This window comes from Nannocystis pusilla, from assembly GCF_026626665.1.
Classification (GTDB): Bacteria; Myxococcota_A; Polyangia; order Nannocystales; family Nannocystaceae; genus Nannocystis; species Nannocystis pusilla.
In genome coordinates this window covers 3,976,196-3,994,904 of record NZ_JAPNKE010000002.1, presented here as the reverse complement: position 1 = coordinate 3,994,904, position 18,709 = coordinate 3,976,196, and the positions used below count along the sequence as shown (strand labels likewise).

The window sequence follows — 18,709 nt, the reverse complement described above, 5'->3', positions numbered from 1 at the left end:
ATGTACAAGAGTTTTTGCCGCGCGTCGCCGGCGCGGTGCCTCCTTCACGAGTCCGCGTCATGTCCAAGCTCTCGCTCCCCGTCGCTGCTGCTGTGGTCCTCTCGTCGCTCTCGCTGCCGGCGGCGGCGCAGGAGCCGGAGGGCGCGAAGGCGGAAGGGTCGATCTCGCTGTCGCCGGCCGGCGCCGAGGCCACGGGCGACGCCAAGGCCGGCAAAAAGAAGCGCGAGAAGAAGGCGAAGGATCGCAGCGGGGTGCCGTGGATCAAGCGCTACCGGCCGACGGCGATGTCGGGCGAGTTCGGGATCTTCGCCGGCATGATGTTCCCGGCCCGCGACCACGAGCTGTACCTGCCGCCGCTGCCGGGCGAGCCGCCCAACTGGCAGAAGTACGCGAAGATCGCGCCCGACGTCGGCCTGCGCGCGGGCTTCTATCCGCTGTCGTTCCTCGGGCTCGAGCTCGAGGGCGCGATCATGCCGACGAAGACGGAGAGCGACGGCAAGGGGCGGTGCTCGGCGGCTTCCGCGGCTACGCGCTGGCCCAGTTGCCGTACCGGATCTCGCCGTTCGTCTTGATCGGCGCGGGGCTCCTGGGCACGTCGGGGCTCGGCGGCGACGTCGACCCGGTGATCCACTTCGGCGGCGGTGTGAAGTTCTACATCAACAACTATCTCGCGCTGCGCCTCGACGTCCGCGACAACGCGACGGGCCAGTACGGGGTCGAGGGCGGCCGCACGCACCACCTCGAGGTGCTGCTCGGGCTGTCGTTCGTGCTGCGCAAGAAGCAGCCGGCCGCCAAGGACGATCCGGACAGCGACGGCGACGGCTTCAAGGACTCGGTCGACAAGTGCCCGTCGACCCCGGGCGTGGCGCCCGACGGCTGTCCGGTGGCGGTCGAGGGCGACGCCGACGGCGACGGCTTCCTCGACTCGGTCGACGCCTGCCCGCAAGAGCCGGGCATCGCGCCCGACGGCTGCCCGGAGAAGGACCGCGACGGCGACGGCTTCGTCGACAGCAAGGACAAGTGCCCCGACGACAAGGGCATCGCGCCCGACGGCTGCCCGCTGCCCGACAAGGACAAGGACGGGATCCCCGACCGCGACGACAAGTGCCCGGCGATCCCGGAGACCCGCAACAACTACCAGGACGACGACGGCTGCGCCGACGAGATCCCGCGCGCGGTCACCAAGTTCACCGGCGTCATCAAGGGCATCTTCTTCGACAGCGACAAGGACTCGATCAAGAAGACGTCGAAGTCGACGCTCGACAACGCGGTCAAGGTGCTGAAGGACTTCCCGTCGGTGAAGGTCGAGATCAGCGGCCACACCGACAGCTCCGGCGACCGCGACCACAACGTCGACCTGTCGAAGCGGCGCGCCGACGCGGTCAAGAAGTACCTGACCGACAAGGGGATCGACTCCGCGCGGATCACGACCCGCGGCGCCGGCCCCGACGAGCCGATCGCCGACAACAACACCAAGGCCGGCAAGGCCAAGAACCGCCGCATCGAGTTCAAGCTGCAGTGAGCCGCGGCCGCCCGCGCGTGCGCTTGGGCCCGCCGCGCGCGTGACTGCGCGGGGCCGCGGATCGGGTATCGTCCCCGGCATGGAAGGCACGCCCTCCGCCCCGGGCCCGATCGAGGAGGCCACGGTCCTCGCCGTCGTCGGCGAGCTCATCTCGGCCGTCGGCGACGGACGCGGCCTCGGCCACCTCAACCTCGACGCGTCGCTCGAGCGCGAGCTCGGCCTCGGCAGCCTCGAGCGCGTCGAGCTGCTCGGCCGCCTCGAGGCCCGCCTCGGCGTGGTGTTCCCCGAGGAGGCGCTCAGCGTCGCGGACACGCCGCGCCAGCTGGTGGCGCTGGCCCGCAAGGCGCGCGGAGATGGTGCTTCGGACATGCCCCAGAGCACAGGTCCGAAAGCGCATGTCCCCGAGGACCTGTCCTCCCGACCGACGCGCCGACGCCGGCGCCCGCGGCCGCGCAGACGCTGATCGAGGCGCTCGAGCACCACGTGGCGCACACGCCGGGACGGGTCCACGTGATGCTGCTGCGCGAGGACGGGCGCGAGGAGGCGATCACCTACGCGGCGCTGCGGCGCGACGCCGGGCGGGTGGCGGCGGCGCTGCGGCGGCGCGGGCTGCGGCCGGGCGGCAAGGTGGCGATCATGCTGCCGACGTCGCGCGGCTACTTCGCGGCGTTCATGGGCGCGCTGCTGGCCGGCGGGGTGCCGGTGCCGCTGTATCCGCCGTTCCGCCTCGACCGGATCGCCGAGTACATCCAGCGCGAGGCGAAGATCCTGGCCAACGCCGAGGCCGAGGTGCTGATCACGTTCGCCCGCGCGGCCAGGGTCGCCGAGCTGGTGCGCGACCAGGTGCCGGCGCTCGGGCAGGTGGTCGACGTCGACGAGGCGCTGGCCGACGCCAGCCTCGACACCGCGGTGGCGGCCGACCTGCGCGGCGAGGACACCGCGCTGCTGCAGTACACGTCGGGCAGCACCGGCGATCCCAAGGGCGTCGAGCTCACGCACGCGAACGTGCTCGCCAACATCCGCGCGGCGGCCGAGGGCTGCGCGCTGCGGGCCGGCGACGTGATGGTCAGCTGGCTGCCGCTCTACCACGACATGGGGCTGGTCGGCGGGTGGCTGATGAACCTGTACTTCGGGACACCCACGGTGATCCTGTCGCCGGTGACGTTCCTGGCCCGCCCGGAGCGGTGGCTGCAGGCGTTCTCGCACTACAAGGGCACGATCTCGTGCGCGCCCAACTTCGCGTTCGACCTGTGCGTCAAGCGCGTGGCGCCCGAGGCGATCGCGCCGCTGCAGCTGGGCCCGATCCGGGCGCTGCTCAACGGCTCCGAGCCGATCCTGGCGAGCACGCTCGACCGCTTCGCGGAGCACCTGGCCCCGGCGGGGTTTCGCCGCGAGGCGCTGTTCTGCGCCTACGGCCTGGCCGAGAACATGGTGGCGGTGACGTTCCCGCCGCCGGGCCGCGGACCGCGGGTCGACCGGGTCGAGCGCGCGACGTTCGAGTCCAGCGGCGAGGCGCGACCGGCCGACGAGGGCACGCCCGAGAGCGAGGTGCTGCACTTCGTCGGCTGCGGCTCGGCGGTGCCGAACCACGAGGTGCGGGTCGCCGACGAGGCCGGGGCGCCGCTGCCGGACCGCCGCCAGGGCCGGATCCTGTTCCGCGGGCCGTCGGCGTTCAAGGGCTACTACCGCAACCCGGAGGCGACCGCGAAGGTGAAGCTGGCGGATGGCTGGGTCGACTCGGGCGACCTCGGCTACCTCGTCGACGGGGAGCTGTTCATCTCCGGCCGCGTGAAGGACCTGATCATCAAGGGCGGCCGCAACTACTACCCGCACGAGCTCGAGGCCGCGGCCGGGGCGGTGCCGGGGGTGCGCCAGGGCTGCGTGGCGGCGTTCGCCGTGCGCGACGAGGGCAGCGGCACCGAGTCGATCGTGGTGGTCGCGGAGACGAAGGAGGAGCGGCCCACGGCCCGCGCGGCGCTGCAACAGAAGATCGGCGAGGCGATCGCTAGCACCGTGGGGATCCCGCCCGACCGTGTGGTGCTGACGGGGCCCGGAGCGGTGCCGAAGACGTCGAGCGGGAAGATCCGCCGCGGCGACACGCGTCGGCTCTACCTCGCCGGCGAGCTCGGCCGCGGTCACGGGTCGTTCGCTCGCCAGGCCGCGGGGCTGTACCTGCGCGGGTTGCCGCGCCGCGCGAAGGCGCTGGCCGGTCGCGCGGGCGAGGTCGCGTACGGGAGCTTCGCCCTCGGCACGTTCGGCGGGATGCTCGCGGCCTCGACCGCGGCCGGTCGGCTGATCCGTCGGGCGCGCCGCTGCGCAAGTTCTCGCGCAACGTGGCGCGCGCGACGCTGACGACCATCGGCCTGCGCCCGGAGGTGACTGGCCTCGAGAACATGCCCGAAGGGCCATGTGTCCTGGCGCCCAACCACTGCAGCTACCTCGATCCGTTCGTGCTGCTGGCCGCGCTGCCGGACACGATCCGCTTCGTGGTCAAGGGCGAGTGCCGCGACAACCGGGCCTTCGGGCCGCTGATCCGCCGGGCCGGTCACGTGCTGATCGAGCGCCTGCAGGCGGAGCGGGCGCTGGCGGGGCTCGAGGCGGTGGCGGAGGTGCTGCGCGCGGGGGCGCCGGTGGTGGTGTTCCCGGAGGGCACGTTCAGCCGCGAGGCGGGGCTGCGGCCGTTCAAGCTCGGGGCGTTCCGCCTGGCCGCCGAGCTCGGCGTGCCGGTGGTGCCGATCGCGCTGCGCGGCACTCGCAGCGCCCTGCACGATGGGACATGGCTCCCGCGACATGTCCCGATCGAGGTGCAGGTGCTGCCGGCCCTCACGCCCGAGGGCAAGACGCTGGTCGACATCGTCCGCCTGCGCGACCGCACCGCCGACGCGATCGCGGCTCACATCGACGAGCCGCGCCTGCACGCGGTGATGGTGGCGGGCATCCAGGGCCTCGACCCCAGCGAGCGCGGCTGAGGCGAGCGCCGACGAGGTCGCCGGGCCGGCTCGCCGGCTTGGATCCGCCGAGCTCCACGCGCGTCGAGCGAGCCGAGCGCTGCGCCTCCAGTCGAGGCGCGGCGACGGATGAGAGGGCCGCGCGGAGATCTCGAACGCTCCGCGAGGGGCAGCTCGGCGGCGCTGGATGAGGTGTCAAGGTCGGGCAGTGTCCGGGGAGGGCGCCGCGTCGCGTGAGTCAGGTTTTGCGCAAGCCGCTGCACGCGACGCGCGAGGTCTCGTGAGCGCCGCGGACAGGACCGCAAGGACGAGGACGCGGACCCGACTCGACAGGATGACGGTTGGTCAAAGTCGAAGAAGGTCGGTCACTGCAGCGATGACAGGAGGTGGCTCGTGTCTTGCTGTCGCTTCGCGCTGCATCATTCGGGCCGCGGGGCTGGTGCGTGGATCCATGGGGCCGCGTGTTCGGCGGACTCGCCGCCGCCGGACACATGACCGTTGGGCCACGTGACATGAAGCGCATCGTCGAGTTGTTGAAACGCTGTGCGCGCGGGCTTAGCGTGGGGGCGTGTCCATCACGACGCGCCGCTCGCTGTTGAAGGCCGCTCCTGCTCTGGTGTTCGCCGGCTGTACGCCCCCGGCCATCACCACGCCGCTGGTGAAGAAGAGCGCGACGGTGCGGGACGTGACTGCGGTGCACGAGTTTCAGCCGTCGCGCGACGGCGCCGGCGTCACGATCCGGCGCGCGCTCGGGCACCGCGGCTTGCCGGCGCTGGACCCGTTCCTGATGCTCGACGAGATCCGCAGCGATCGGCCCGACGAGTACCAGGCCGGCTTCCCCGAGCATCCGCACCGCGGCTTCGAGACGGTCTCGTACGTGCTCGCGGGGGCGTTCGAGCACCGCGACAGCGTCGGCAACCACGGGCGGATCGGGGCCGGGGCGGCGCAGTGGATGACCGCGGGCCGCGGGATCGTGCACGAGGAGATGCCGCGCCCGCAGGACGGCGGGCAGCTGTGGGCCTTTCAGCTATGGGTCAACTTGCCGGCGGCGGAGAAGATGACGAAGCCCCGCTACCAGGAGCTCGGGCCGGAGACGATCCCGTCGCTGACCGTCGACGACGCGCAGGTGCGGCTGGTCGCCGGCGAGCTGGCCGGCCAGCGCGGGCCGGTCGACGGCGTGACGGTGAAGCCGATGCTGATGGACGTGAGCCTCGCGGCCGGCGCGGCCATGCGTCAGCACATCGCCTGCGACCTGTGCTCGTCGTTCGCCTACGTGCTCGAGGGGGCGGCGCGGCTCGGCAGCGACGGCCGTGAACTGCGCAAGGGCCAGGTCGGCGTGCTCGGCCACGGCGACACGCTGGCGATCTCGAGCGACGCGGGGGCGCGCTCTTGGTGCTCGCCGGCCGGCCGCTGCGCGAGCCGATGGCCCGCCGCGGGCCGTTCGTGATGAACACCGACGAGGCTGCGGCAGGCGTTCGCCGACTACCGCTCCGGGCGCCTGCTCGGCTGAGCGCGAGGGTGGCCCGAGGGGCATGTCCGTCCGGGCATGTCTCGGCGCATGCCCAAGCGGGCATGTGCGAAGGGACAGGCGTTCACTCGGCGGCTTCGACGCCGTGGAAGGCGATCGGCAGGGTCACGGTGAAGGTCGAGCCCTGGCCGGGGGCGCTGCGGGCCTCGATGCCGCCGCGCATCATCTCGGCGTAGTGGCGGCTGATCGACAGGCCGAGGCCGGTGCCGCCGTACTTGCGGGTGGTCGACTCGTCGGCCTGGCGGAACGGCTGGAACAGCTCCTCGAGGCGGGCGGGGTCGATGCCGATGCCGGTGTCTTGCACGGCGACGACGAGCTGCTCGCCGCGCGGGCCGGCCTCGCGCGAGACCTCGAGGCCGACGACGCCGCGGTGGGTGAACTTGCAGGCGTTGCTGAGCAGGTTGATGATGATCTGCTTGACCTTGGTGCGGTCGAGGGCGACGGCGCCGAGGCCGGGGCGAGCGGCGATCTCGAGCCGGTTGTCGTTCTTGCGCGCGAGCGGCTCGATGGTGGCGACGACCTCCTGGATCAGCTCGCCGACCGCGAAGTCCTCGACGAACAGCTCCATCTTGCCGGCCTCGATCTTGGAGACGTCGAGGATGTCGTTGATGAGGTCGAGGAGGTGGCGGGCGGCGCCGCGGATCTTGCCGAGATCGCCGAGGTCGAGCGCGAGGCCGTCGCCGCTGCTCTCGTCCTCGAGCAGCTCGCTGTAGCCGATGATGGCGTTGAGCGGGGTCCGCAGCTCGTGGCTCATGTTGGCCAGAAAGGCGCTCTTGGCCCGGCTGGCGTCGATCGCCGAGTCGCGCGCCGAGACCAGCTGGCTGTTCAGGAGGTGCAGCTGCTGGTTCAACCGCTCGAGCTCGGCGGTGCGCTCGCGGACCCGCTGCTCGAGCTCGTCGTGGGCCTCGAGCAGCGCCAGCTGGGCCCGCTTCTGCTCGGTGATGTCGGTCAGGACGGCCAGCAGGTGGTCGCGGTTCTGCAGGCGGAAGCGGGCGCCCCGCAGCTCCACGACGTAGGACCGGCCGTCGCGGGCGGTGGCTGTCCCTTCGGACAGGAAGTGACCGTGGCCGTGGACGGCCGCGCGCATGCGGGCGAACAGGTCGGGGCCGCCCGAGGCCGCGACCAGGTCGGCGAAGCGGCGGCCGGCGAGGTCGTCGCGCGAGCAGCGGAACAGCCGCGAGGCGGCCGGGTTGGCCTGCACGACCACGCCGGTCGCGTCGTCGAGGATGAGCAGGGCGTTGGTGCCGGCCTCGAAGATCCCGCGGTACTGCTCCTCGCGGCTGCGCAGCTCGTCCTCCTGCTGCTTGCGCGAGAAGAAGCCGGGGATCTCGTAGCGCGTGATGCGACCGGCGAGGTGCGGCTGGCCGTGGAGGTAGGCGTCGATGCAGCCCTCGATCCGCGACGGATGGGCCATGATGAAGCGGCAGTGCTCGTCGCCCTTGGCCCGGCAGAGGATCTCCGTCGCCACCAGCGGCACGCCGAAGCTGGCCTCGCACCAGCCCGAGGAGTAACCCGCGTTCATCACGCACACCGGAAAGTCGGTGCGCTTGCCGGCGTCGATCCACGAGTCCGACTCGAACGAGTAGGGGTGGTCGTAAAGGAGGTAGAAGCTCTCGTCCGGGACCGGACGACTGTCGGGCGAGATGTCCACGAAGGCCCAGCCCGAGTGCGAGAAGTGGATCGGCCCCGCGGACAGCCGGGCGATCGGATCTTGCAAATGCATGCGGTCGGCGAAGTCGTTGGCGTCCGACAACCCCATGGCGTGAGCGATGTCGAACAAGAGGCTACGGGCGACCCCCAGGGCCTCGTCCTGTCCCTTGTCGCGGTACAACCGCTGGACCATCTCGAAGAACTCGACCGACATGGCCCGAGCCCGCACGAGCATGTAGCGCTGGCCGAAGACCTCGATCCGGCCCTTGTCGGGGATGTCGCTCCGCTCGGCGAAGATCCTCCCCACGAACTCCTGCGCCTGCTCGAACAGCGGCTCGAAGTGCGGCGGGACGCGAACGGTCTTGAGCACGCTGCGCGCGATCATACGCATCGGCGATCGACGTCGGCAAGCGAGGCTCCCAGGCCGCACCGGATCCACGATCGGGGGCAACTGGCCGCGAACCGGGGTCCGCCGGAGCCCCGACTCAATCGGTGTTCAGCGCGGCCTGCATCGCCCGCGCGCTCGGGTAGCGACGCGCGGGATCCTTCGCGCAGGCGCGGCTGAAGATCCAGTCGAGCCTGTCCGCAAGTTCAGGCGGCGTGCCGGGGGCAGGCGCGAGCTGGGCGGCGGCGGCGTCTGGTCGCGCTGGGCGATCAGGAGCTCGTGCAGCGGGGCGGTGGTCAGCTCCTCGAACGGGAGCACGCCGGTGGCCAGCTCGTAGAGGCTGACGCCGATGGCATAGATGTCCGTGCGCGGATCGATGACGCCGCCGTGCATGGTCTGCTCGAGGGCGATGTAGTTGGGGTCGCCACAGAGCGGCTCGGTCGGGCCAGGGCGCGGGCCGTCGAGGTCGTAGGCGATGCCGAGGTCGAGCAGCTTGGTCGTAAGGAAGCGCGTGTTCGGATCGCGGGTCACGAACATGTTGGCCGGCTTCACATCGCAGTGGACCACCCGGCAGTCGTGCAGGTACTGCAGCGCCATCAGCACCTGCGTCAGGCCGCGCACCAGCGCCGGCCACGGCAGCGCCTGCCGGCGCGCGGGTGGCGTCGAGCAGCTGCAGCATGTCGGTGCCGGGCAGGTACTCCATCGCCATCCACTCGGTCTGGCCGCGCGCGTCGACCCCCATGTCGTACACGCGCACGAGGCAGGGGTGCAGGAGGCGCGCGCCGAGGATCGCCTCGCGGCGGAACCGTCGCTGCTCGCGCGGCGGGATGTCGGCGTGCATGACCTTGAGCGCCACGTTGCGCTCGAGCAGCTTGTCGTAGGCCTGGTAGATCTTGCCCATCCCGCCGGCGCCGACCTGGCGCAGGACGGTGTAGCGCTCGAGGTGCTCGAGCGGGCTGTCGATCTCGATCGGCAGCTCGATCACCTCGCCGCCCGGCACGTGATCGCCGAGGTCGGACAGGGTCGGACGCTGCGCGGTTGCGAGTTCCACGGTGTGGGAGCGTAGACCGGCCGCGGAGGCGGACCAAAAAACCGACGAAAGCGCGCCGCGGGGTCACGTGGGGGCTTCACGACGCGGGTCCTCCGGCGAGCCCCGCTGCGACCGACGCGGGCTCGGGCGGAACCGCCCGGTGCGCGGCGCAGGTGGCAGGCGAGCGTCGTTCGCCACGCCTGAGGCCGCTGGCGCGGGCGGACGCGGCGGCGAACGCGGCTCCGCGGGGCCCAGCGGGCTGACTGCGGCGCGTACACCCCAGCATGCTTGACACCTCGCGCCCTGAGTCGTGATCCTGGGCCCGCTTGGTCGGGGGCAGCAGCACGAGATTTCTGTCGGAGGCCCAAAGTCGCGTGGGCCGGTGGCTGCGAAACAAGTGGCACCTCGACAACCTGATCGCCATCGGCGGGATGGCGTCGGTGTACGCGGCCACGCATCGCAACGGCAACCGCGCGGCGCTCAAGGTGCTGCACACGCTCTTCCTCCGCAACGAGCAGGCGCGCCGCCGCTTCCTGCGCGAAGGTTACGCGGCCAACAGCGTCGGCCATCGCAACGCGGTCCACGTCCTCGACGACGACATCACCGAAGAGGGCGACGTGTACCTGGTGATGGAGCTGCTCGAAGGCGAGTCGCTCGAAGGGCGCCTGGAGCGATTGGGCCAGCTCCCCCCGGTGGCGGTGCTCGAGATGACGGACGCGCTGCTCGAGGTGCTCGCGGCCGCCCACTCGAAGGGCATCCTCCACCGCGACATCAAGCCGGCCAACATCTTCCTGTGCCGCGACGGCAGCGTGAAGCTGCTGGACTTCGGGCTCGCCCGCGTGCGCGAGCTGTCGGCCGAGGCACTCGACCAGAGCGACGGCATCGTGTTCGGCACGGTCTCGTACATCGCGCCGGAGCAGGCCCGCGCCGACAACGACAACCTCGACGCGCGCAGCGACCTGTGGTCGATCGCGGCGACCATGTTCCGGGCGATGTCGGGCGAGACGGTCTTCCCGGCCATCGGTCCGGTGATCGAGCGCCTGCTCGCGGTGGCCCGCACGCCGGCGCGATCGCTGGCGACGCTGCGGCCCGACCTGCCGCGCCCGCTGATCGAGCTCATCGACCGGGCGCTGGCGTTCGAGCCGCAAGCGCGCTGGCCGAGCGCCAACGTGATGCGCGTGGTGGTCCAGGATGTCCTGAACCAGCTGTGCGAGGAGGACGACTGGGAGGAGCCGCAGCGGCCGCCGCAGCGCCCCTCGGCCGCGCCGACCCTCAGCGGCGCCGGGCCGCGGCCGAAGACCGACCCGATGGCCGGCTCGGTGCGGCCGCGCAGCCTGCCGGCCGCGCCGGCGCCCCAGAAGCCGCCGCCGCGGGTCAGCGGGCCGTTCGCCAACCTGTCCGATGGGCCAGCCGCTGAGGACTTCGAGATCAACGTCGACGAGACGCTGCGGACGAAGGCGCTCGCGGCGGGCAGCGGCGCCGGAGCGAGCGTCGGCGAGGGGCCCAAGGCGCGCTCGCGCACGCTGCTGACCCGCGAGGGCCGGGCCGAGCTGCGCCGCATCCTCGAGGAGCGGCGGGAGTCGCTCGGGATCCCGACGCGCGCCGACGGGCGGCCGGAGTCGAAGCCGGTCAAGGCCGCCGGGCCGAGCTCGCATTCCGTGGAGATCGCTGTCGAGGCCGACGAGCCGGCCGCGAGCCCGGCGGCGCCCGAAGCCGAGCTCGACGAGGCCGCGCAGGCCGACCACGACGCGACCGCGGCGGAGACGATCGCGGCGGCGGCGGCCGAGGAAGAGCCGCTGAACGAGAGCGGGACGTACGAGGGCCAGTACGGCGAGGGCCAGTACGGCGAGGGCCAGTACGGCGAGGGCGAGGCGGCCGAGAGCGACGGCGAGGCCGAGCAGGGCTACGCGGACGCGGGCGAGGAGGAGTTCGCCGAGGTCGACGCCGACGAGGTCGACGAGCTCGAGGACGGCGAGCCCGATCCCAACGAAGACACGGTCCAGATGATGATGCCGGCCGAGCTGCCGGTGCCGGAGAGCGTGCGGGCGGCCCAGGCGCAACAGACAGGTGCGTCGGGACAGGTCCCAGGGGGCATGTCGTCCGGGGCAGGTGCTTCGGGACCTGTCCCTTCGGGCATGCGCGCCGGGACAGGCGTCTCGGGGCCGACGCCGACCGCCGGCAAGCCGGCGGCGCAGACGGTCGTTGGGCCGGCGCCCACGCGGCCGTCGTCGCTCGGGACGCCGCCCGTGTTCGGGAGCCGGCCGACGCCCGTGATGGGGCAGCCCGCGGCGACGCCTCCGCCGGGGCTGGTGAGCCGGCCGACGCCCGTGATGGGGCAGCCCGCAGCGACGCCTCCGCCGGGGCTGGCGAGCCGGCCGACGCCCGTGATGGGGCAGCCCGCGGCGACGCCTCCGCTGGGGCTGGCGAGCCGGCCGACGCCCGTGATGGGGCAGCCCGCAGCGACGCCTCCGCCGGGGCTGGCGAGCCGGCCGACGCCCGTGATGGGGCAGCCCGCAGCGGGGCTCGGCAGCAAGCCCGCGGCGCCGGGTCCGGTGGCTTCGGGGGCTGCGCCCGCGAGCGGGCCGACGCAGGCGCCGCTCGGAGGGCTGCCGAGCAGGCCGGCGACGCCGGCGCACGGGCAACCGGCCGTGTCCTCGGGGCCAGGTACTTCGGGACCTGTCCCAATGAGCAGGCCGGCGACGCCGGCGCAGGGGCAGCCGGCAGTGTCCCCGGGGACAGGTGCGTCGGGTCCTGGACCGACGCGGCCGTTCGCGCCGGGTGGGACGCTGCCGACGCGGCCGGTCACGACCTCGGAGACGAACGTGGGCAAGCCGCCCGAGGCGCCGCGGTGGTCGACGCCGACGTCGGCGCGCCCGCCCGCGGGGTCGGTGCGACCGTTTCGGCCGCGGCGGGACGCGCGGGCTCCGGTCCGGCGCCGGCCGCGGCGAGCGAGCCGAACGCGGCGAGCGCCGGCGCGACGAAGACGACGGGCGTGGCCAGCGGACCGGCGAAGGCCGCCGAAGCGGGCGCGCTCGGGCCGGTGAAGGCGAGCGCTCCTGCCGAGCCGGTGAAGCCCGCGGCGACGAAGATCGGCGGGGCGAGCGGGCCGGTGAAGGCGGCGAGCAGCGCGCCGGCGAAGCCCGCGAGCACGGCGGGTGTGCAGCCGGCCGCAAGCGGCGCGACGCAAGCGACGACTCGGCCGGCGAGCGGGCCGGTGAAGGCGGCGAGCAGCACGGCCACGCCCGGAGCGAGCGGCCCCGCGAAGGCCGCGGGAGCGACGGGCGCGGGGCAGGGGACGAGTCGCCCCATGAGCGGGCCGACGAAGGCCGCGACGAGCAGCGCAGCAGCGCCAGGAGTGAGCGGGCCGGCGAAGGCGGCGACGAGCAGCGCAGCAGCGCCAGGAGCGAGCGGGCCGGCGAAGGCCGCGGGAGCGCCGGGCGCGGGGCAGGCGACGAGTCGGCCGGCGAGCGGACCGGTGAAGGCGGCGACGCCAGGCGTGAGCGGACCGGCGAAGGCCGCGGCGACGCCCGGACCGAGCGGACCGGCGAAGGCCGCGACCACGGCCGGACCGAGCGGAGCGGCCACGGCTGCGAGCGGTGCGAGCGGTGCGAAGCCGGGTGATGCTGCGTCGCTGTCGGCGGGGCCGGCCAAGACGAGCACGACGGCGGCCTCGAAGCCGCCGGGGGCGGCTGGTGGATCGGACAGGTCCTTCGGGACAGCCCCGGCGAAGACCGCGACGGACGCGGCCAAACCTGCTGGCGGGCCGTTCGCGGCGACGCCTGCGCCGAGCAGCGCGGGCGTGGCGAGCGGCGCCAGGCCGGGCGCTGCGGCCACCCCGGCGGGGGGTCTGTCTTCCGGGCCAGGTGCGAAGCCGACGGCTCAACCGGCGCGTCCGGGAGCGGCTGGCGCTCCGAACATGTCCGCGGGGGCAGGTCCGAAGCCCGCCGAGCCGGCTCCGACGCCCCCCGCGCAGGAGGCACCGGCGCCCGCGGAGCCGACGCCCGCTCCGAAGCCGTTCGAGCCGCTCGGCGCGGGCGGCCTGAGCAACTCGCGGTCGCAGGGCAAGTCGGGTCTGTTCGACATCCCGGGGCCGGGCGGCCTGGGCGGCTTGCTGCCGGGCGCGAAGCCCAACCCTCGCGACAAGAAGCCGTGAGCTCCCTCGGCCTGGCGCGGTCGCCGAGGCTCGCCGTCACGCAGGGCAGGGGCGCCGTGTCCCTGCACGGCTTGGCGGTGCGTCACTTGCGGTCTGCCTGAAGGCCGTCCGCGCGGCGCGTCTCCGGCGCTCCGGAGCACCTGTCCGAAAGGCCATCTTGCGCGCCACGCGAGCAGGAGGACGCTCGACGTGAGCGGCCACATGTCCCAAAGGCCACCCAGGCGCGCCTGCGACGACTGCCCGCACCTGCGGCCGCTGCCTCGGCGCAGCCCGCACCGAGGTCCGCGCCGCGCCTGTCCCTGGGGCCAGGTCATCCCGCGATCGATTAAAAAAACAAGCCCGCCGGGAGGGGCGGGCTTGGGTGCCGAAGGGCGGAATCGAACCGCCGACCTAGGGGTTATGAATCCCTCGCTCTAACCATCTGAGCTACCCCGGCATCGAGGGCGCACGTGGGTACCCGATTTGAACGGTCATCGTCAACCGCAAGCTTCGCCCTCGACGCTCCCGCGGAAATTTTCGCGGCACGCCGCAGATGCGCCAGCGCAGTGAGTCAGCGCAAAGGTCGCGTCGCGGGCCCTGCCGGCTCCAGGGCTTCAGATCTTGCGTCCCCGCGTGCTAAGCCGACCTGGCGAACCATCCGGCGCCGCGACGACGATTCCGCCGCCGCGCGCCCCGCCGGTTCGCAGGCTGCGCAAAGGAGTTTCGTGATGGCCCGGGAAGTCGTGATCGCCAGCGCTGCTCGCACCCCCATCGGCGCGTTTCAGGGGCGCTCGCGCCGCTCGCCGCCCACCAGCTCGGCAGTGTCGCCGTCCGCGCGGCGCTCCAGCGGGCCGGCGTCGACGGCAAGGACGTCGAGGACGTGATCCTCGGCTGCGTGCTGCCGGCCGGCCAGGGCCAGGCGCCCGCCCGCCAGGCCAGCCGCGGCGCCGGTGTGCCCGACCACGTCGGCTGCATCACCATCAACAAGGTCTGCGGCTCCGGCCTCAAGGCCGTCATGCTCGCGGCCCAGGCGATCCGCGCCGGCGACGCCGAGATCGTGGTCGCCGGCGGCATCGAGAGCATGTCCAACGTGCCGTACCTGCTGCCGCAGGCCCGCGCCGGCTACCGCCTCGGCAACGGCACCCTCGTCGACGGCATGATCCACGACGGCCTGTGGGACCCGTACAAGAACTTCCACATGGGCATGGCCGGCGAGCTGTGCGCCCGTGAGTGCGCGATCCCGCGGGAGCGCCAGGACAGCTACGCGGCGGAGAGCTCCGCCGGGCCCAGGCGGCCGTGAAGGCCGGCCTGTTCCGCGAGGAGATCGCGCCCGTCGAGGTGCCCGGCAAGAAGGGCGCCGTCACCGTCAGCGAGGACGAGCAGCCGTTCAAGGGCGACATCGAGAAGCTGCCCGGCCTGCGCCCCGCGTTCGACAAGAACGGCACGATCACGGCCGGCAACGCCTCGACCATCAACGACGGCGCGGCCGCCCTGGTCGTCATGTCGCGCGCCGAGGCCGACAAGCGCGGCATCACCCCGCTGGCCACCATCGTCGGCGACGCCGGCTTCGCCCAGGCGCCCGAGTGGTTCACCACGGCCCCGACCGGCGCGATCGAGCGGCTGCTGGCGAAGACCGGCAAGAAGGTCGAAGAGGTCGACCTGTGGGAGATCAACGAGGCCTTCGCGGTGGTCGCCCTGGCCAACGGCGACAAGCTCGGCATCCCGCACGAGCGCCTCAACGTCCGCGGCGGCGCCATCGCCCTCGGCCACCCGATCGGCTGCTCCGGCGCCCGCGTGCTCGTCACGCTGGTCCACGCGCTCAAGCAGGAGGGCAAGCGCCGCGGCGTCGCGTCGCTGTGCCTCGGCGGCGGCGAGGCCGTGGCGCTGATGGTCGAGCGGACCGCCTGAACTTTCGGACATGAAAGCAAGCACACCGGAGATCGGACATGACCCAAGGGACTAGCGCAGACGAGATCCTCGCGAGCGTCCGCACGATCGGCGTGCTGGGCGCAGGACAGATGGGGGCGGGCATCGCTCAGGTGGCGGCCCAGGCCGGCTACCGGGTGCTCCTGGCCGACGTCGACCAGGCCCGCGCCGACGCCGGCAAGGCCGGGATCGCAAAGCAGCTCGGCCGCCTGGTCGAGAAGGGCAAGCTGCAGGAGGCCGAGCGGGCCGCGATCGTCGAGCGGATCACCGCGGTGGTCGGCGCGGCGGGCCTGGCCCCGTCGGACTTCGCGGTCGAGGCGGCCACCGAGAACATCGAGCTCAAGAAGAAGCTGTTCCGCGAGCTCGACGCGGCCCTCGGCGACAACGCGGTGCTGGCGACCAACACCAGCTCGATCAGCATCACCCTGCTGGCGGCCCAGACCAAGCGGCCGGGCCGCGTGGTCGGCATGCACTTCATGAACCCGGTCCCGCTGATGAAGCTGGTCGAGATCATCCGCGGCCTGCAGACGTCCGACGCGATCTACGGCGCGACGGTCACGCTGGCGCAGAAGCTCGGCAAGACGACGATCACCAGCAAGGACTGCCCGGGCTTCCTCGTCAACCGCGTGCTGATCCCGCTGATCAACGAGGCCTGCTTCGCGCTGCAGGAGGGCCTCGGCACGCCCGAGGACATCGACACCGGCGCCAAGCTGGGCCTCAATCACCCGATGGGCCCGCTCGAGCTGGCCGACCTGATCGGCCTCGACACCTGCCTGGCGATCGCCGACGTGCTCCACCGCGAGCTCGGCGACGACAAGTACCGCGCGGCCAACATCCTGCGCATGCACGTGGCGGCCGGCTGGCACGGGCGCAAGACCGGGCGCGGCTTCTACGACTACTCGAGCAAGGAAGTAAGCCGATGCTCGGCACCGACACCCTGCTCGTCAGCGACGACGCCCGCGTCCGCGTCGTCACCATCAGCCGGCCCAAGGCGCTCAACGCCCTCAACCCCGAGGTGATCGCCGGGCTGGCGCAGGTGCTCGACGACACCGCCGCCGCGGCCCGCGCGGGCCAGGTGCGGGCGCTGGTGCTGACCGGCGCCGGCGAGAAGTCGTTCGTCGCCGGGGCCGACATCGCGGCCATGGCCGACATGTCCGAAGGGACAGCCCGCGAGTTCGCCCGCGCCGGCCACGGCGTCGGCGAGGCGCTGGCGGGCCTGCCGATCCCGACGATCGCGGCCGTGGGCGGCTTCGCGCTCGGCGGCGGCTGCGAGCTGGCGCTCGCCTGCGACTTCATCTACGCGGCCGAGAACGCCAAGTTCGGCCAGCCCGAGGTCAAGCTCGGCGTGATCCCCGGCTTCGGCGGGACCCAGCGGCTGGCGCGGCGCGTCGGCCTGGCCCGCGCGCTCGAGCTGTGCCTCACCGGCGACACCATCGACGCCGCCGAGGCGCTGCGGATCGGCCTCGCCAACCGCGTGCTGCCGGCCGCCAAGCTGCTGCCGGCGACGATCGCCACCGCCAGGAAGATCGCCGACATGGGCCCCGTGGCGGTCGCCGAGGCCAAGCGGGTGCTGCACGCCGGCGCCGGCCTGCCGCTCGCGCAGGCCAACGCGCTCGAGATCGAGGCGTTCGCCGGCCTGTTCGCCACCGCCGACCAAGGAGGGCATGGCGGCCTTCCTCGGCAAGCGCAAGCCCGAGTTCAAGGGCGAGTGAACGAGAAGGAATCGGAGACCGCGATGGACCTGTCGTTGACCGAAGACCAAGAAGCGCTGCAGAAGATGGTCCGCGAGTTCGCGGCCCGCGAGGTCAAGCCGCTGGCGGCCGAGCTCGACCGCGAGGCGCGGTTCCCCAAGGAGCTCGTGCGGCGGATGGCCGAGCTCGGGCTGCTCGGCATCGAGGTCCCGGAGGCCTACGGCGGCTCCGGGCTCGACCCGATCTCGTACGTGATCGCGATGGAGGAGGTCTCGGCCGCCTGCGCGTCGACCGGCGTGATCATGAGCGTCAACAACTCGCTCGTGTGCGACCCGCTGCTCAAGTTCGCGACCGACGCGCAGAAGCAGAAGTGGCTCACGCCGCTGGCCCGCGGCGAGAAGCTCGGCTGCTTCATGCTGTCCGAGCCCAACGCCGGCAGCGACGCCGCGGCGCAGAAGACCACCGCGGTGCGCGACGGCGACGGCTGGGTCATCAACGGCGTGAAGAACTGGATCACCAACGGCCCGCAGGCCGACACCGGGATCCTGTTCACCATGACCGACCCGGAGCGCGGCAACTCGGGCATCACCGCGTTCGTGGTCGACATGCACGGCGAGGGCGTGACGCGCGGGCCGAAGGACGACAAGCTCGGGATCCGGGCCAGCCACTCGTGCCAGATCTTCTTCACCGACCACCGCGTGTCGGACGACCAGATCCTGGGCCAGGTCGGCGGCGGGTTCAAAGTCGCGATGGCCACCCTCGACTGCGGGCGGATCGGCATCGCCGCCCAGGCCCTCGGGATCGCCCGCGGCGCCTTCGAGGCCGCGGCCGAGTACGCGCTCGACCGCAAGACCTTCGGCCGCCGGATCATCGACCACCAGGCGATCGCGTTCATGCTCGCGGACATGCAGGTCGGCATCGACGCCGCGCGCCTGCTGACCTATCGGGCGGCGAGCCTCAAGGCGCGGGGGCAGCGGCACTCGGTCGAGAGCTCGATGGCCAAGCTGTTCGCCTCCGAGACCGCCAACAAGGTCGCCAAGGACGCCATTCAGGTGTTCGGCGGCAACGGCTACGTGACCGAGTACCCGGTCGAGCGCCACTTCCGCGACGCCAAGATCACCGAGATTTACGAGGGGACGAGCGAGATCCAGCGCGTCGTCATCTCCGCCGGCCTGCTGCGCCGCAAGTGACGGTGACCGCCGGCCGCGGGCGCGCTATCATGCCCCGGATGCCCAGGCTGGCCGGGCGCAGCGCCGGCACGAGCCCTCCAGAGGAACCATCATGCGAACCACGACCGTGATCCTGCTCGCCGCCGCCGTCGCCGTCCGGGTGCGCCAAGCGCCACCTCAACAAGATGGACAACAACGAGGACGCCATGTACGCGGAGTACACCAAGACGGAGTACGACAAGGACATGGTGAAGTCCGAGGAGGGCCTCGACGAGTACGACCGCACCACGCAGGCGTCCGTCTCGCCGAAGACCCTGGCGTCGATCCAGGACACCATGGAGAGCGTGTACGAGCGCGACTTCGGCCGCTGCCTGCAGAAGGACATGGAGGCCTACGAGAACCGCTGGATCGCCGGCACCTTCTCGGCCGAGGTCACCATCGCCACCAGCGGCAAGGTCACCAAGGTCAACATCCCGACGATCGACATCAAGGAGCGCCGGCCGCCCAAGGGCGTGCCGAAGGACAAGTTCAAGCCGCGCGAGGCCAAGCTGTTCGCCCCCTGCGTCGAGGAGTCGGCCTTCAAGTGGGAGTTCGACCCGGCGCCCGAGGTCGAGTACGTCTACACGTACACCGGCAAGGTCGGCGAGGCCTACTGAGCGCGTCTGCCTGAAGGGGCAGGCCCGAAGGGACATGTACGTTCGGTAATGTCCCTTCAGCCATGCCCCTGG

The 18,709-nt window shown here is 72.5% G+C and carries 14 protein-coding genes, 1 tRNA gene and 3 pseudogenes; 14 read left to right on the top strand and 4 right to left on the bottom strand.

Features of this window, described 5'->3' with window-relative positions; genetic code table 11:
* Positions 1 to 59: 59 nt before the first annotated feature.
* From OV079_RS17460 to OV079_RS58080, 7 genes are all read left to right on the top strand, one after another.
* A complete protein-coding gene (locus OV079_RS17460; protein WP_267769915.1) occupies positions 60 to 572 on the top strand; it encodes a hypothetical protein in 513 nt (170 codons plus the stop codon).
* Positions 506 to 1,522, top strand: a complete 1,017-nt coding sequence (locus tag OV079_RS17455; RefSeq protein WP_267769914.1) for an OmpA family protein — start codon at positions 506 to 508, stop codon at positions 1,520 to 1,522. The genes OV079_RS17460 and OV079_RS17455 overlap by 67 nt, the downstream gene beginning before the upstream one ends.
* A 79-nt stretch (positions 1,523 to 1,601) precedes the next feature.
* Entirely contained in the window at positions 1,602 to 1,985 is a 384-nt protein-coding gene (locus OV079_RS17450; protein ID WP_267769913.1) for an acyl carrier protein, read from the top strand.
* Positions 1,986 to 2,005: 20 nt separating this feature from the next.
* A complete protein-coding gene (locus tag OV079_RS17445) occupies positions 2,006 to 3,874 on the top strand; it encodes a fatty acyl-AMP ligase (protein WP_267769912.1) in 1,869 nt (622 codons plus the stop codon).
* Positions 3,856 to 4,491: a lysophospholipid acyltransferase family protein gene (locus OV079_RS17440; RefSeq protein ID WP_267769910.1), complete on the top strand. Its 636-nt coding sequence runs from the start codon at positions 3,856 to 3,858 to the stop codon at positions 4,489 to 4,491. The genes OV079_RS17445 and OV079_RS17440 overlap by 19 nt, the downstream gene beginning before the upstream one ends.
* Positions 4,492 to 5,038: 547 nt before the next feature.
* The gene (locus OV079_RS17435) at positions 5,039 to 5,917 is read left to right on the top strand and encodes a pirin family protein (RefSeq protein ID WP_267769909.1); all 879 of its coding nucleotides are present in this window, start codon (positions 5,039 to 5,041) and stop codon (positions 5,915 to 5,917) included.
* A complete protein-coding gene (locus OV079_RS58080; RefSeq protein WP_420829526.1) occupies positions 5,863 to 6,174 on the top strand; it encodes a hypothetical protein in 312 nt (103 codons plus the stop codon). The genes OV079_RS17435 and OV079_RS58080 overlap by 55 nt, the downstream gene beginning before the upstream one ends.
* Here OV079_RS58080 and OV079_RS17430 read toward each other — a convergent pair.
* The 3 genes and pseudogenes from OV079_RS17430 to OV079_RS58075 all read right to left on the bottom strand — a co-directional run.
* Positions 6,063 to 8,018: an ATP-binding protein gene (locus tag OV079_RS17430; RefSeq protein WP_267769908.1), complete on the bottom strand. Its 1,956-nt coding sequence runs from the start codon at positions 8,016 to 8,018 to the stop codon at positions 6,063 to 6,065. The two genes, OV079_RS58080 and OV079_RS17430, sit on opposite strands and share 112 nt — an antisense overlap.
* A gap of 126 nt (positions 8,019 to 8,144) precedes the next feature.
* Positions 8,145 to 8,672 (bottom strand): protein kinase domain-containing protein, encoded by a 528-nt coding sequence (locus tag OV079_RS17425; RefSeq protein ID WP_267778567.1) that lies wholly within the window; start codon positions 8,670 to 8,672, stop codon positions 8,145 to 8,147.
* A gap of 76 nt (positions 8,673 to 8,748) precedes the next feature.
* Positions 8,749 to 8,934: pseudogene (locus OV079_RS58075) on the bottom strand (serine/threonine-protein kinase); the annotation flags it as partial.
* Between the two features lie 503 nt (positions 8,935 to 9,437).
* Here OV079_RS58075 and OV079_RS17415 point away from each other — a divergent pair.
* Positions 9,438 to 12,107 (top strand): serine/threonine-protein kinase, encoded by a 2,670-nt coding sequence (locus OV079_RS17415; protein ID WP_267769906.1) that lies wholly within the window; start codon positions 9,438 to 9,440, stop codon positions 12,105 to 12,107.
* 872 nt (positions 12,108 to 12,979) lie between these two features.
* Positions 12,980 to 13,216 carry a hypothetical protein gene (locus OV079_RS17410; RefSeq protein WP_267769905.1) on the top strand — a complete coding sequence of 79 codons (237 nt, stop codon included), beginning with the start codon at positions 12,980 to 12,982 and terminating at the stop codon, positions 13,214 to 13,216.
* Positions 13,217 to 13,578: 362 nt separating this feature from the next.
* On the opposite strand, the gene OV079_RS17405 is transcribed toward OV079_RS17410, so the two are convergent.
* Positions 13,579 to 13,652 (bottom strand) — tRNA-Met (locus OV079_RS17405).
* Between the two features lie 271 nt (positions 13,653 to 13,923).
* Here OV079_RS17405 and OV079_RS17400 point away from each other — a divergent pair.
* From OV079_RS17400 to OV079_RS17380, 5 genes and pseudogenes are all read left to right on the top strand, one after another.
* Positions 13,924 to 15,103: pseudogene (locus OV079_RS17400) on the top strand (thiolase family protein).
* 38 nt (positions 15,104 to 15,141) lie between these two features.
* Entirely contained in the window at positions 15,142 to 16,140 is a 999-nt protein-coding gene (locus OV079_RS17395; RefSeq protein ID WP_267769904.1) for a 3-hydroxybutyryl-CoA dehydrogenase, read from the top strand.
* Positions 16,041 to 16,715 (top strand): annotated as a pseudogene (locus tag OV079_RS58070) (enoyl-CoA hydratase/isomerase family protein); the annotation flags it as partial. The gene OV079_RS17395 and the pseudogene OV079_RS58070, both read left to right, overlap by 100 nt.
* A 141-nt stretch (positions 16,716 to 16,856) precedes the next feature.
* Positions 16,857 to 18,002, top strand: a complete 1,146-nt coding sequence (locus tag OV079_RS58065) for an acyl-CoA dehydrogenase (protein ID WP_267778566.1) — start codon at positions 16,857 to 16,859, stop codon at positions 18,000 to 18,002.
* 164 nt (positions 18,003 to 18,166) lie between these two features.
* On the top strand, positions 18,167 to 18,637 hold the full coding sequence (locus OV079_RS17380; RefSeq protein WP_267769903.1) for a hypothetical protein: 471 nt from the start codon (positions 18,167 to 18,169) through the stop codon (positions 18,635 to 18,637).
* Positions 18,638 to 18,709 lie beyond the last annotated feature (72 nt).

Coding starts and splice junctions, on each gene's coding strand:
- OV079_RS17460 (WP_267769915.1), top strand. CDS start 60: ATGTCCAAGCTCTCGCTCCCCGTCGCTGCTGCTGTGGTCCTCTCGTCG.
- OV079_RS17450 (WP_267769913.1), top strand. CDS start 1,602: ATGGAAGGCACGCCCTCCGCCCCGGGCCCGATCGAGGAGGCCACGGTC.
- OV079_RS17410 (WP_267769905.1), top strand. CDS start 12,980: ATGTCCGCGGGGGCAGGTCCGAAGCCCGCCGAGCCGGCTCCGACGCCC.
- OV079_RS17395 (WP_267769904.1), top strand. CDS start 15,142: ATGACCCAAGGGACTAGCGCAGACGAGATCCTCGCGAGCGTCCGCACG.
- OV079_RS58065 (WP_267778566.1), top strand. CDS start 16,857: ATGGACCTGTCGTTGACCGAAGACCAAGAAGCGCTGCAGAAGATGGTC.
- OV079_RS17380 (WP_267769903.1), top strand. CDS start 18,167: ATGGACAACAACGAGGACGCCATGTACGCGGAGTACACCAAGACGGAG.